Origin of the sequence: Pseudomonas sp. PLB05, from assembly GCF_021106615.1 — a bacterium.
GTDB classification, from domain to species: domain Bacteria; phylum Pseudomonadota; class Gammaproteobacteria; order Pseudomonadales; family Pseudomonadaceae; genus Chryseomonas; species Chryseomonas benzopyrenica.
Genome location: NZ_JAJOHO010000001.1, coordinates 51677 through 65748, shown reverse-complemented (window position 1 = coordinate 65748; position 14072 = coordinate 51677). Strand labels below are relative to the sequence as shown.

The window sequence follows — 14072 nt, the reverse complement described above, 5'->3', positions numbered from 1 at the left end:
AGCGCGGTCAGGGCCGGGGCCGTGGCACTCTGACCGTGCTGGCCATGGGCGCCGCCCTGGTGGCGTCCGCCAGCTACCTGGGCACCGCCTTCGGCGAATTGCTGAGCGCCCGCGCCCTGGGTCAGATGGGTAGCTTCCTAGCCGATTTTCTCAAGCCGGATTTCTCCCTCGCCCAGCTGTCGGCCGTGGCCCACGGCGCGGTGGAAACCCTGGCCATGTCGGCCCTGGGCACCCTGCTCGCCGGGCTGCTCGGCATCCTGCTAGCGCTGCCGGCGGCCGGTCGCCTAGGCTTGGGCGCCCTGGCGCTGGCGCGGCTGTTGCTCAACGCCCTGCGCGCCGTGCCCGAACTGGTCTGGGCGGCGCTGATGGTGCTGGCTGCCGGACTGGGACCAAACGCCGGCACCCTGGCCCTGGCCCTGCACACCGCCGGGGTGCTTGGCCGATTGTTCGCCGAAGCCTTGGAAAACACCCCCAAGGCACCGGCCGAGGCCATCCGCCTGGCCGGCGGCGGTGCGCTGACGGCCTTTCTCTACGGTACCCTGCCCGCGGTCTGGCCACAGCTGCTGGCCTATCTGCTCTATCGCTGGGAAAACAACATCCGCATGGCCAGCATCCTCGGTTTCGTCGGCGCTGGCGGCCTGGGGCAGCAGCTGTATTTCAGCCTGAGCCTGTTCCAGCAGGCCCAGGCGGCCACGGTGATCCTCGGCATGCTGGTGCTGGTGCTGGGGGTGGATCTGCTGAGCAATTGGGCCCGGCAGCGCTGGGTGGTGCGCTAAGCCAAGCCCTAGCGAATCTCCGGCAGCAGCAACGCCGGCAGTTGGGCGAGAAAGGCGGTTTCGTCGTCGAGCTGGCGCAGGTCCAGCCAGAGGGCGTCGGCGTCGATGCGTCCCACTACCGGGATGGGGAGCTGACGCAACCCCTCTTCCAGCTGCCGCAGGGCGCGGCCGCGCAAGCGCTTGCTGACCTGGGGGCGACAGCACAGCGCCGCCCCGGGCAGGCGTGCCACCGGCTGGGCGCCGCTGCCGATCATGCCCAATGCCGGTTCCACGCTGACCGCATAGGTCGCGCCCAGGACGGCGGCGAAGGCCGGCAGCAGGCGCTCGGCCTGGGTGCTGATGTCAGCCGCCGGACGAGATAGCAGACGCAGGCTGGGCAGCCGCTTGGCCAGCCGATCCGGATCGCGATAGAGCGCCAGGGTCGCCTCCAGGGCGGCCAGGGTCAGCTTGTCTACCCGCAGGGCGCGCTTGAGCGGATTCTTCTTGATGCGTTCGATGAGGTCGCGCCGGCCGACGATGAGGCCACACTGGGGTCCGCCAAGCAGCTTGTCGCCACTGAAGGTCACCAGGTCCGCGCCATCGCGCAGGGCCTGCTGCACCGTGGGCTCGGCGGGCAGGCCCCAGCGGGTCAGGTCCACCAGGGTGCCGCTGCCCAGGTCTTCCAGCAGGGGGACCTCATGGGCGCGGGCGATGGCGGCCAGCTCGGGGGTAGCGACGCTGGCGGTGAAACCCTGGACGCTGTAGTTGCTGGTGTGCACGCGCATCAGCAGCGCGGTACGCGGCCCGATGGCCGCCTCGTAGTCGCGCGCATGGGTACGATTGGTGGTGCCCACCTCCACCAGCTTGACCCCGGCGCGGGCCATGATGTCGGGGATGCGAAAGGCGCCACCGATCTCGATCAGCTCACCACGGGACAGCACCCCTTCCTTGCGTGCGCCTATGGCATGCAAGGCCAGCAGGACCGCCGCGGCATTGTTGTTGACCACGGTCACCGCCTCGGCGCCGGTAAGTTCGCGCACCAGGTCGGCGACCAGGTCGTCGCGATCGCCGCGCTTGCCGGTGGCCAGGTCGAATTCCAGATTCATCGGCTGGCGCGCGGCCTCGGTCACCGCGGCGATGGCCTCTTCCGCCAGCAGCGCCCGCCCCAGGTTGGTGTGCAACACCGTGCCGGTGAGGTTGAACACCCGCCGTACCCGTGGCTGGCTGCGCAGTGCCAGGCGCTCGCCCAGGCGGCCGGCCAGCACGCCCTCCTCTACCTCCACGGCGGTCAGGGTGCCGGCCTTCAGGGCGCCGCGCAGATCGTCCAGCAGCGACCGATAGCCGCCCAGGACCTGCTCGCGACCGTGGCGCTCCTCCAGCGGACGCGACGCGGGATGGCGCAGCAGGCGGTCGATGGACGGCAGGCGAATGGCGGTCATGGGAGCCTCTGGAGTCTAGTCGATCCCCAGTGTAGCCCGAACCGCCGGCGGGTCGACCAGGGTACGCCGGGCACGCGCTTGCCTGGCCCACTCCGGGTGGAAGGGCGTGAGTCCGGACCTCGGTCGTCTGGAAATGACCCCTGGGTTCCCGGTTTGCCACGTGCCAGAGCCCGTCCTAGGATGGAGGGCGAGGGCTTTCCCGAGCATCGACGCCTGCCGTGGAGCGGAAAGTCCTGGCCACTACGTCCACCTCACGACAATAACAAAGGTGCCGTCATGTCCAAGAAAACCTCCCCCTGGGCCAGCAATGGCCTGTTCGACCACAGCGACATCGTCAGCCTCGGCAACTTCACCTATCTGCACACGCTGAAGAGCGCTGCGGCCACGCCGCTGGCGCAGACCAGTTCGGCCAGCACCCCCACCGTCAGCGAATTCCTCAACGGCGCCATCAGCGAGTACGTGCTGGGTGGCACGCCCGACGGCATGCGGCCCTTCCTGGTCGATGGCCATCAACTGACGCTGCACAACTCGCTCAACGGCGCGACGGCCCACACCTGGATCACCGCCGAGAACCAGGTGCTCATCAGCTATGCCGGCACTACCAGAGGCGAGAATCTGCTGATCGACCCCCTGTCCACCGCCGGTGGCCTGCTGAGCGATCTGCAGATCCTCGGCCAGCAGGTGTCCAGCGCCCAGCACCAGTCGCTGGACTTCGCCCACCAGGTGATCGAGGCGGCGGCCAAGCAGGGCTATGGCACCCAGGACATCTTCGTCACCGGTCACTCCCTGGGTGGCATCTCGGCGGCCTACGTCGCCCAGCAGACCGGTCTTGGCGGCATCAGCTTCGAGGCCTCGGGCATTCCCCGCGATGCGCACGCGGCGGGTCACGGAGGCAACTTCGTCAATGTGGTTACCCTCGGCGATCCGGTGGCCAACTACAGCTCCGACATCCGCGGCGAGCAGCCCTTCGCGCCCAGCTTCGTCAGCCAGGCCGAGGGCGGCGGCAGCCTGCCGCACTATGGCTCGCTGTTCCTGATCGGCGCCCAGGCCGACCAGCACGACCTGACCCAGGCGGCAGCCAAGGTCGGCCACCTGTTCAGCGGCGACAAGGGTGGCCAGGTCAATCCGCTGGGGGCCGCCCTGCATCCAGTCAGCGTGGCCGCCGGCATCGCCGAAGCGGCGCGCCTGATCGCCGAATTCCATCTGCCAGCTGCCGAATACACCAACCTCGGGGTGACCCCTACCGGTGGTTTCTCGACACGCTGCCCGCGCAGATCGGTACCGCCCATGGCCCGGTGCTGATGGTCGGCAACTACAGCGTGGCGGAGTTGCAGGCCTTCGCCGAGACCCACGCGACCTTCGGCTGAGAGCCGCTTATAAAACTACTGCGCGTCCGCCATACAGGCACGTGCGGTGCTCGGAATCCTCATGTACTACTCGTACACTCGTACGCGAGCCCGGTCCGGTTCCTGCGCGCCGCACACACCTGTCTGACAACCGCTCGCGACGTTTTATAACCGACTCACGCCTTTGCGGCGGGCTTCTTTCGCCGTCGCGCGAGAACTCCCCCCAGCCGTTCGGGTCTGCCCTCCTATCGCCCGGGACCCTCAGGGTCCCGTCCGCCTTAGCCCAGGAGAGCACCATGACCGCAGACGGTCCCCAGCGCATGACCGATGAAGAAGCCCAGGAATTCGCCACCGAGGTGTTCAACCTCGCCCGCACCGGCAATGCAGAGGTGCTGGCCCTGGTACTGGAAAAGGGCCTGACGCCCAATCTGCGCAATCACAAGGGCGACAGCCTGTTGATGCTGGCCAGCTACCACGGCCACCTGGAGGCCAGTCGCGTGCTGCTGGAGCACCGGGCCGACCCGAATCTGGCCAACGACATGGGCCAGTCGCCCCTGGCCGGCGCGGCCTTCAAGAACAATCTGCCCATGGCCGAGTTGCTGCTGGAGCACGGCGCCGCCGTGGAAGGCGCCATGCCCGACGGCAAGACCGCGCTGATGATGGCAGCCATGTTCAATCATGTGCAGATGGTGGAATTGCTGGTAGCCCGCGGCGCCGACCCCAAGGCGCGGGACGCTGCCGGCAACACCGCGCTGAGCGTGGCCCGCGCCATGGGTGCCCAGGACACCCCCGCCGTGCTGGAGCGGCTGGGCGGCCGCTGATCAGTCCTTCTGGTAGCGATAGAACAGATTGGGTTCGCTGACCACATAGAGGTTGCCGGCCGTATCCAGGGTGACGCCTTCCGGCTGGCGGATCCGCCGTGACAGGCCGCCGAAGGGCGCCACCAGGGAACGGGTATCCAGGGTATGGCCCTGGTCGTCGAGTTCGATCAGCACCCGTGACTCGTCGCTGAGCAACAGCAGGTGACCGGTACGGCGATCGACGTGGACCGCGGAGAGATCGCCGGTACTGGGCGCCTGGTCCAGCCAGGCCTGGCGATCGATGATGCGCAGGGCGAAATCGCCATCGAAGCTCTTGAGCAGGCCACGGATCTCATAGAGCTTGCGCGGCGAGTGCTCCTTGACCACGAACAGGCGATCGCGGGCGGCGTCGTAATCCAGGCCTTCGAAGCCCTGGTTGGCGCGGGGGAAGAGATCCAGGGTCAGGCTGCGATAGTCCTTGTGTCTGAGTACGTCGTCACCTTCGGGAATGTCCACCAGGGTCAAGGCGTTGGCGCCCTCTTCCGCCAGCAGCAGGCGGTCGTTGCCTAGATAGGTCACGCCCTCGACATCGTCGAAGCCCTCCAGGCGGTGCCGTTGCAGCAGCTCGCCGTCGCGACTCAAGGCCAGAAGCTCCGGCGGATTGTTGACCACTGCCCAGAGTCGATCCCGCACGGGGTCATAGCTGAGGTCGGACAGATTCTCGGTAACGCCGGCCACCGGCTTGGCCTCCACCGTGACGCGATAGCGGCCCAGTTCCAGGGAAGTCCTAGGTTCGCTTTGCCACTGCTGGCCGAGCCAGAACAGCAGCTGGCTGTCCAGGTGGCTGCTGCGCAGGCCCTGGGTGAGCCCCAGCGCCAGCAGCAGGGCCAGGCCCAGCCGCCAACCGTTCCGCCCAACCCTGATCCGTCGTACCCACGCCGTCATCGCCTTGTCCCGTCATTGTTGTACGGGGCGAAGTATCCAGGTCTGTCTTTATGGTTGTGTGACAGTCCTAGCGACGGGGCTGAACGGGGTTGCCCTCCCAACGCGAGCGACCCGGCAGGGTTTCGCCCTTCATCACCAGTGACAGCGGGCCCAGTTCCACGTCGTCACCGACCCGGGCGCCATAGAGCACCACGCTGCGCGGCCCCAGGTTGACCCCGGCCCCCAACTCGACTTCGCCCACCTTCATCACCCGATCTTCGAACAGGTGGGTCTGGGGCCCGGCCAGGGCATTGAGTTCGCCATGGTCACCGAGGCGCACGCAGTCGAATTCGGTGAGGTCGGTGGTATCCAGGTAGGTGCCCCGGCCCAGGCGGGCGCCGAGCAGGCGCAGAGCCAGCGGCAGCCAGGGCGTACCGCGCAGGGTGCCGAGCAGATTGGGTACCGCCAGGGTTTCGTAAAGGCTGGTGATGGCCTCGCTGCGCCAGACGAAAAAGGTCCACATGGGCGCCGAGCGCGGGCGGTAGCGTCCGACCACCAGCCACTTGAGGCCCAGCACCACCAGAAAGCTGGCCAGAGCGAAGGCGCTGCCGGCCAGCAGGGTCTCGCCCAGCAGCTGCAGCCAGGCGCCCTGCTGCCACAGCGGCACCAGGGCCTCGGCGATGGCGCAGCCGGCGGCCACGGTGAAGCCGGTTGGCAGCACGATGCGCAGGGCTTCGATCAGGCCACGCGCCACCCGGCGCCAGGGGGCTGGGCGGAACGTCAGGCTTTCCGGGTAACCGGTGAGGGTTTCGCGCGCCGGCAGCCGGACCGCCGGCGAGCCGAGCCAGGTTTCGCCCTGGCGCAGGGGCACGCCTTCGTCGAGTCGACCCAGGACACCGATCAGGGCGTCTTCGGGGATATGGCAGCCGTCGGCGACATAGGCGCCGTTGCCGACGAAACTGCGGCGGGCGATGGAGGTGCGCCTGAGGGTCATCCAGCCCTGGGCCACCTGTTCGTCACCGAGCATCACGGCATCGGCGATAAAGGTCTCGGCGCCCAGCTCCAGGAGCGAGGAGACCGGGCCCTGGGCGGTGGAAATTTCCGCATCGCGGCCGACCCGGGCACCCAGCAGGCGATACCAGAGCGCCGAATAGACCGTGGCATAGAGGCCTTGCAGACTCTGCAGCGCCGACTCCTGGATCAGGTTGGCCAGCCATTTGCGCCAGTAGAAGAGGCTGTCGACCGACCACCGGCCTTCGTCCAGGCGCGGCAGGATCAGCCGGCGCGCCAGGGCGCAGCCGAGCAGGGTCAGGGCGACGCTGACCACGCCCAGTGGCAGTGCCAGCACCCCATACTGCAGGGCGTCGAGCAGCAGCGAAGAGGTTTGCCACCAGGGCAGCCCACCCAGGTTTTCCAATTCGTCGATCAGCAACGCCAGGGGAAACAGCGGCATGAAGAACAGCACCGAGACCACCAGGCCACTGAGGGCATAGAGCCCTTTGAGCAAGGTACGTTGGGTGCGGGACACCGGGGCCGGCGGCAGGACGCGGGAGCCGGCGGCACCCTGGTCATGGGCCGGCGCGCCGCCCCAGTTGCGTCTGGCTGGGACGCGCTGACCGCTGCGCAGGGCAGACTGGGCCTGCAGACGAGCACCGTCACCGAGGGCGGTATCGCCTTCGAGGATGGCATAGGAGCCGACCTGCGCCTCCTGGCCGAGGGTCACGGGGCCAAGCAGCAACTCGCCGCGCAGCACCCGGGCGTTCTCGAAGTTGACCCCGTTGCCCAGGCTGGCGCCCTGCCCCAGGGTCAGCAACTCGGGGACGCGCAGGGTCAGGGTGCCGACGAAGGCCTCGGCACCGACCTGGGCGCCCAGCAGTCGTAGCCAGCCACGGGCCAACGGCGAGCCGCTGAGCAGGTAGGCCGGCGCCAGGGCGAGAAAGTGTTCGCCGAGCCACCAGCGGTAGTAGGTCAGGCCCCAGAGCGGATAACGACCGGGCTGCAGGCGACCGGTCAGACGCTTGCCCAGCAGGGCCACGGCGAATTCCAGGCCGATGGCCAGAACGAACAAACTCAGGGCGGTCAGCATCGCCAGGGGCAGCGCGGTGCCGGAATGGATCAGCAGCGGGAAGGCCAGAAAGGGTGCCAGCCAGCGTCCCAGGCGCAGGGTCAGCAGCGGCGGCAAGGCCACCGCCTGGGCCAGGCCACAGCGCCAGCGCCGCCAACGGCTGGGCGGTGCCCAGGCCTCGGTGGCCGTCGCCGCGCCTGCCTCGGCGGCGTCGGCCTCCAGGGCCTCGGCGATGGCGCCCAGGGTGCGGCCGGCATAGACCGCCTTGACCGTGGCGCTGGCATAGCGCGGCTCCTGGCGCAGGCGCGAGACCAGGCGGGCGGCGAACAGCGAATGCCCGCCCAGGTCGTCGAAGAAATCCATCTCGGCGTGCAGCGGCTGACCAGGGAAGAGTTCGGCGGTGGCCGCCAGCAGCGCACCCAGGGCGCCATTGGCCGGGGCGACCGGCGCCACGGCAGCGATGGCCAGGGGGCGGGCCCGCAGTTGCTTGCGGTCGATCTTGCCGGAGTTCAGCCGCGGCATCTCGCCGAGCCACTCGAAGCGACTGGGCACCATGTACAGCGGCAGGCAGCCGGCCAGCTCGGTCCGCAGCAGGTCGCTGCGCGGCAGCGGGCCGCCATCGCCGACCAGAAAGGCCACCAGTTGCTCCACGCCGCCCTCTTCGCGCAGCACCACCGCCACGGTCCCGACGCCGGGTTGCCGCGCCAGGGTGGCCTCGATCTCACCCAACTCGACCCGATAGCCGCGGATCTTCACCTGGTCGTCGACCCGGCCCAGGCAATGCACCTGGCCGTGTTCGTCGACCCGTGCCAGATCGCCGGTGCGATAGAGCTTGAGGTCGTGGCTGCCAGTGCTCCAGGGATTGGGCAGGAATTTCTCAGCGGTCAGTTCGGGACGCCCCAGGTAGCCATCGGCCACGCCGGGACCGGTGATGCAGAGTTCGCCCACCTGATCGCGTGGCAGCAGCGCCAGCGGCAGGCTGGCATCGGCGTGCACCACCAGCAGGCTGTAGTTGGGCAGCGGCCGGCCAATGGTCACCGGCTCGCCCGGTTGCAGTTGCGCCAGACTCGCCGAGACGGTGGCCTCGCTCGGGCCATAGGTGTTGAACAGCCGCCGCTGCGGCCGACTCCAGCGCGCCACCAGGGGTTCGGGGCACATCTCGCCGCCGAGGTTGATCAGGCGCAGGCTGGGGACGTCTTCCGGCAACAGGCCAACAGGGTCGGCACCACGTGCAGCACGCTGATGCGATTGGCGGTCAGGGCGCGGGCCAGGGCCTCGGGGTCGGCGGTGATCTCCCGCGGCGCCAGCCAGAGGGTGGCGCCCACCAGGTAGCTGATCCAGATCTCTTCGAAGGACATGTCGAAGGCCACCGAGAAACCCTGGTAGACCCGGTCGCCGGCCTCGATGCCGAGCAGCGAATTCTCACTGCGCAAGAAGTGGCAGATGCTGTCCTGGCGGATGCCGATGCCCTTGGGCTTGCCGGTGGAGCCGGAGGTGTAGATCAGGTAGGCCAGGTGGTCCGGAGAGACCTGGCCACGCCGGCGCAGGGTCTCGCCCTGGGCTAGGCCGACGCTCAGCTCGTCGGGGGTCCAGCAGCCGAGCCCGGGACGCGCCAGCAGATCGGCGAAGGGCGCCCCGGTGATCACGCCCACCGCCTGGGCATCTTCCAGGCAGAGGGCCACGCGATCGGCCGGGGTTTCGGCATCGCAGGGCAACCAGGCGGCGCCGGTCTTGGCGATGGCCAGCTGCATCACCAGCAGCTCGATACCACGCGGCAGCCAGAGGCCGACCACGCGGCCAGGCCCGGCACCGGCGGCCAGCAGCCGCGACGCGGCGCGATCGGCCCAGGCGTTCAGTTCGCCGTAACTCAGGCTGCGCTCGCCTTCGAGCAGGGCGGGCCGCTCGGGCGCCCGCGCCGCGGTGGCCTCGAACAGATCGGCGAGGACTTCATCGCGGCACAGATCGGGGCGGATGGGGCCTTCGACCAGACTGAGGGAGAGTTCGGCAAGCGCTTCCATGGGGGACAGCCTCTGGGTGTTTAGCGCAGTGTGTATCTCCCGGGTTACGCGCTCCTTAAGGCGCGCTTAGGGTTTGCTTAAGGCTGGCGGGTCCTCGCGTCGCGGGCGCCGGAACAGCTCTGAGCTGCGCCTTTTCATCGATCTGCCATTGATCGGCGATGGACGGCGGTTCGCTGGCGAGGCCAAAAAAACGCCTCCCGGAGGAGGCGTTTTCAGTTACCGCTTGGCGATCAACGCAGATCGAAACGGTCCAGCTCCATCACCTTGGTCCAGACCTTGACGAAGTCCCGGACGAACTTCTCCTGGGCGTCGGCACTGCCATAGACCTCGCTCAGGGCGCGCAGCTGGGCATGGGAACCGAACACCAGGTCGACCCGGGTGCCGGTCCACTTAAGCTCGCCGCTCTGGCGATCACGACCTTCGAAGGTGGCCTTGTCCGGACCGGTAGCCTTCCACTCGGTGGCCATGTCCAACAGGTTGACGAAGAAGTCGTTGGTCAGGGTCTGCGGTCGCTGGGTGAAGACGCCGTGCTTGGCGCCGCCTACGTTGATGTCCAGCACGCGCAGGCCGCCCAGCAGCACCGTCAGCTCGGGCGCGGTCAGGTTCAGCAGGTGCGCCTTGTCCACCAGCAGGAATTCCGGCTTGACCTTGAACTCCCCGCCCACATAGTTGCGGAAGCCATCGGCCCAGGGCTCCAGGTGCCCGAAGGAATGGACGTCGGTCTGCTCCTGGGAGGCATCCACGCGACCCGGGGTGAAGGGCACGCTGATCGAATGACCCGCCGCCTGGGCGGCCTTTTCCACCCCGACGCTGCCGGCCAGCACGATCAGGTCGGCGATGGAGACCTGCTTGCCCTGACCCTGGACGTCACGCTGGATGCCTTCCAGCACGCCCAGCACCTTGGCCAGTTGCGCCGGCTGGTTGACCTCCCAGTCCTTTTGCGGCGCCAGGCGCAGACGGCCACCGTTGGCCCCGCCGCGCTTGTCGGAACCGCGGAAGGTAGAGGCAGCCGCCCAGGCGGTGCCGACCAGTTCGGACACGCTCAGGCCGGACGCAGCCAGTTTGTCCTTGAGCGCCTTGACCTCGGCCTCGCCCAGGGGCGCGCCTGCGGCCTTGGGCAGCGGGTCCTGCCACAGCAGCTCTTCGTTCGGGGTTTCCGGGCCCAGGTAGCGGGCCAGGGGACCCATGTCCCTGTGGGTCAGCTTGAACCAGGCACGGGCGAAGGCATCGGCCAGTTGGTCCGGGTTTTCCAGAAAGCGACGGGAGATCTTTTCGTAGGCCGGATCGAAGCGCAGCGCCAGGTCCGAGGTGAGCATGGTCGGCTGGTGACGCTTGTTGGGATCATGGGCATCGGGCACGGCATTGGCACCGGCGCCGTCCTTCGGTCGCCACTGGTGGGCGCCGGCGGGACTCTTGAACAGCTCCCACTCGAACTTGAACATGTTCTCGAAGTACTCGTTGCTCCAGCGGGTGGGCGTGGAGGTCCAGGTCACTTCGAGACCGCTGGTGATGGTGTCGGCGCCCTTGCCGGTGCCATAGCTGTTCTTCCAGCCAAGGCCCTGCTGCTCCAGATCGGCCGCTTCCGGCTCGGCACCGACGCTGGTGGCGGGTCCGGCGCCATGGGTCTTGCCGAAGGCGTGGCCACCGGCGATGAGGGCGACGGTTTCCTCGTCGTTCATGGCCATGCGGCCAAAGGTCTCGCGGATGTCGTGGGCCGATGCCACCGGATCGGGATTGCCCTCCGGGCCTTCCGGGTTCACGTAGATCAGGCCCATCTGCACCGCGCCCAGGGGATTTTCCAGGGTGCGCTGCGGATTATCGTTGCGACTGTGCTCCACCGGATGCTGCTCGGGCTGTGCGGTCAGCACACCGTCACCGGGCTGCTCCATCTTCTTGTGCGCGCCATAGCGTACGTCGCCACCCAGCCAGACGGTTTCCGAACCCCAGAACACCGCATCGTCCGGTTCCCAGACGTCCTGGCGACCGCCGGAGAAGCCGAAGGTCTTGAAGCCCATGGATTCCAGGGCGACGTTGCCGGTGAGGACGATGAGGTCGGCCCAGGAGATCTTGCGCCCGTACTTCTGCTTGACCGGCCAGATCAGCCGGCGTGCCTTGTCCAGGTTGACGTTGTCCGGCCAGCTGTTCAGGGGCGCGAAGCGCTGCTGGCCCTGACCGGCGCCGCCGCGGCCGTCACCGACCCGATAGGTACCGGCGCTGTGCCAGGCCATGCGCACGAACAGCGGACCGTAGTGCCCGAAGTCGGCCGGCCACCAGTCCTGGGAATCGGTCATCACGGCGCGCAGGTCAGCCTTCACCGCCTCCAGATCGAGGCTCTTGAATTCGGCGGCGTAGTCGAAGTCCTCGCCCATGGGGTCGGACAACGAGGAATGCTGGTGCAGGAAGTTGAGATTGAGCTGATTCGGCCACCAATCCTTGTTGGTGGTACCGCCGCCGGCGGCGTGATTGAATGGGCACTTGGATTCGGTCGACATCTTCTTGGCACCTCAGGGTCTTGTTCATCCGGTTGTCAGCCGCGACGGCAGCACGGCCTTCAGAAGGCAGGGTTCCGGTCGTGTCGGCCCTAGGGGCTCGACAGACACAGCTGCCGGCGTCGAGCCGGCGCCGGGGGAAGCACCACCCTGGACAAAACGGACGTTGCGGTCATTGTTATCCCCTCATCAGATGGGCACACCGACGAAGCGGCGTAAGATCCATACTAGACGGCTTCGCCGCCTGGCGTGATAGAAGGTTTTGCGTCCCTCGATAGACTGGCTCTGCAAGATGACCCCGGAGTGACAAGGAATTGCCAGCCGACTCTTGTCGCGATAAGCAACGTTGGCGACCACTTTGCAGAGGTTCGCGCGGCATGGCTTCAGGAAGCGGAATCGAGGGCGCGTTTGGGCACCGCCAGGGCGAGGCAGTCCGCCATATGCGGAAACAGAAGGAACGGCGACCACCCTGCCCCGGGCGGTCGCCTTGCGCGGTCTAGCCCGGGGCGAACAGCAGGTTGGGCGCGTGACGCTCGTAGCCCTCTTCCGCCAGGCGCACGTCCAGCGCCAGGCTGGCGAGATCGGCGGACAGGGGTTCGCTGCGGGTATCGTGGTCGCGATAGAGGTGCTTGAGGTAGGTCTTGCAGTGGGCGCAGGTCTCGGCGCGTAGCGGTGCTTTCTGGGCGTTGGCGTCGTCGGTGCTCAGGGAGTAGTAGCCCAGGCCCTTGCCGGTCTCGCAGTGGCTGCACTTGACCCGCACGAAGTGCCACTCACAGGCGCACAGCGAGCAGGTGAGATACCTCAGGCCATTGGCCTTGCCCAGGTGATGGATGATGCCGGCCATGGGCGGTGCGCCGCAGCAGGGGCAGAGGGTCTGGCTGCCCTGTTCGCGCAGGGCGCTGAAGTCACTGCGCTGCAGCCAGTGGGTCCAGGCCACCTGCAGGGCGGCGCCGAGGAAGGGCACCACGCCGGCCGGCACCAGTTCGTAGCTGCCGGCCAGCAGGGCGATGGCCCAGGCCTTGCGCTGGCCGGCATCGGCCTGGCGCAGTTCGTCCAGGGCGGCCTGCACTGGCGCCTGCGCGAGCTTGAGGTTCTCCAGTAGGGCATCCAGTGCCGGCAACCAGTCGCCTTCGCGGACCAGGGTGTCGTAGCCCAGCGGCGGTAGGCCGTGCTGCAGACTCTGGGCGCTGCGGGCCTCGTCCAATGGCAGAGGGGCGAGGCGGTCGAAGACCCCTTGCTGGGCCTCGCACAGGTCGGCCATCAGCAGCAGGTAGTCACTCAGCGCATTGTCGGTGGCCAGCAAGCGCAGGCGGTCGGCGCGATAGCCGAACAGCTCGCCACCAGGCAGGAGGATGAAATCGGGATTGACGGCCGCGGCTTCGATTTCGCCGGGCTCGAGGATCTGGCCCGCCATGGCAGGGCTCCTTAGAAAAACGGTGGAAGATAGAGGATTCGGGATAGCGGGCGGGTCGAGATATTGGGCTCCGCTGCCCTCACCCCAACCCTCTCCCGGAGGGAGCGGGGGTCAGATCGGTGCGCAGGAGAAATCCCGCTCTCCTAATCCGTAGGTTGGGTTGAGCGCAGCGAAGCCCAACAACAGCCTCATTTCTTCTCGCGGGTGACCTTCTCGTACCACAGCGAATGGTGCTTCTTGGCCCAGGCGCGACTGACCCAACCGGTCATCATCGCGGTCACCGAGCCCTTGATCCAGATCCCCGCATAGCTGTGCACGATGATCGACAGCACCAGCACGAAGGCAGCGACGGCATGGGCCAGGGCGCCCAGGCGGATCACCGGGATGGGGAACAGGTGGGCGAAGTACTGCCGCCAGATGACCAGCAGGATCAGCATGCAGGCCAGTAGCACCCAGAACAGGATCTTCTGCCCGGGGTTGTACTTGTCGATCGGCGGCAGCTTCTCCTCGCGGTTGTTCAGCACGTCGTTGATCTGCTTGAGCCACTGGGCGTCTTCGCGGCCGATCTTGTTGTGCCGCCAGAAGCGGATCACCAGAAAGGCGAAGAACAGGAACATCGCCACACCCATGAAGGGATGCAGGATGCGCGTCCAGGTGCCGCCGCCGAACAGGCTCGACAACGGAAACAGCGCCGGGTGGAACAGCGCCAGTCCCGACAGCCCGGCCATGAAGAACAGGATCGCCACGATCCAGTGGTTGGTCCGCTCGTTGGCGTTGTAACGCTGGATTTCAGGTTTCATCTCGATCTCCCAGGACGCCCCC

General features: G+C 67.6%; 8 protein-coding genes and 1 pseudogene. 3 read left to right on the top strand and 6 right to left on the bottom strand.

Annotated features, from left to right (window positions below; genetic code table 11):
- Nucleotides 1-44 precede the first annotated feature (44 nt).
- Nucleotides 45-776, top strand: coding sequence for a phosphonate ABC transporter, permease protein PhnE (phnE, locus tag LRS53_RS00295; RefSeq protein WP_231355387.1), 732 nt, complete (start codon nt 45-47; stop codon nt 774-776).
- A gap of 8 nt (nt 777-784) precedes the next feature.
- On the opposite strand, the gene selA is transcribed toward phnE, so the two are convergent.
- Nucleotides 785-2194, bottom strand: a complete 1410-nt coding sequence (gene selA, locus LRS53_RS00290; RefSeq protein ID WP_231354487.1) for an L-seryl-tRNA(Sec) selenium transferase — start codon at nt 2192-2194, stop codon at nt 785-787.
- A 276-nt stretch (nt 2195-2470) separates the two neighbouring features.
- Here selA and LRS53_RS00285 point away from each other — a divergent pair, with 276 nt between their 5' ends.
- Nucleotides 2471-3496 carry a hypothetical protein gene (locus tag LRS53_RS00285; protein WP_231354484.1) on the top strand — a complete coding sequence of 342 codons (1026 nt, stop codon included), beginning with the start codon at nt 2471-2473 and terminating at the stop codon, nt 3494-3496.
- A gap of 340 nt (nt 3497-3836) precedes the next feature.
- On the top strand, nt 3837-4361 hold the full coding sequence (locus LRS53_RS00280) for an ankyrin repeat domain-containing protein (protein ID WP_231354482.1): 525 nt from the start codon (nt 3837-3839) through the stop codon (nt 4359-4361).
- Here the strand turns inward: LRS53_RS00280 and LRS53_RS00275 are convergent, their stop codons facing one another.
- The 5 genes and pseudogenes from LRS53_RS00275 to LRS53_RS00255 all read right to left on the bottom strand — a co-directional run bounded on the left by LRS53_RS00275 (nt 4362) and on the right by LRS53_RS00255 (nt 14050).
- Nucleotides 4362-5285, bottom strand: coding sequence for an SdiA-regulated domain-containing protein (locus LRS53_RS00275; protein WP_231354479.1), 924 nt, complete (start codon nt 5283-5285; stop codon nt 4362-4364).
- A 67-nt stretch (nt 5286-5352) separates the two neighbouring features.
- Nucleotides 5353-9347 (bottom strand): annotated as a pseudogene (locus LRS53_RS00270) (Pls/PosA family non-ribosomal peptide synthetase).
- A 230-nt stretch (nt 9348-9577) separates the two neighbouring features.
- Nucleotides 9578-11839: a catalase/peroxidase HPI gene (katG, locus tag LRS53_RS00265; protein ID WP_231354476.1), complete on the bottom strand. Its 2262-nt coding sequence runs from the start codon at nt 11837-11839 to the stop codon at nt 9578-9580.
- A gap of 493 nt (nt 11840-12332) precedes the next feature.
- Entirely contained in the window at nt 12333-13250 is a 918-nt protein-coding gene (fdhE, locus tag LRS53_RS00260) for a formate dehydrogenase accessory protein FdhE (RefSeq protein ID WP_064309442.1), read from the bottom strand.
- A 188-nt stretch (nt 13251-13438) separates the two neighbouring features.
- Nucleotides 13439-14050, bottom strand: a complete 612-nt coding sequence (locus LRS53_RS00255) for a formate dehydrogenase subunit gamma (RefSeq protein ID WP_231354467.1) — start codon at nt 14048-14050, stop codon at nt 13439-13441.
- Between the last annotated feature and the right edge of the window lie 22 nt (nt 14051-14072).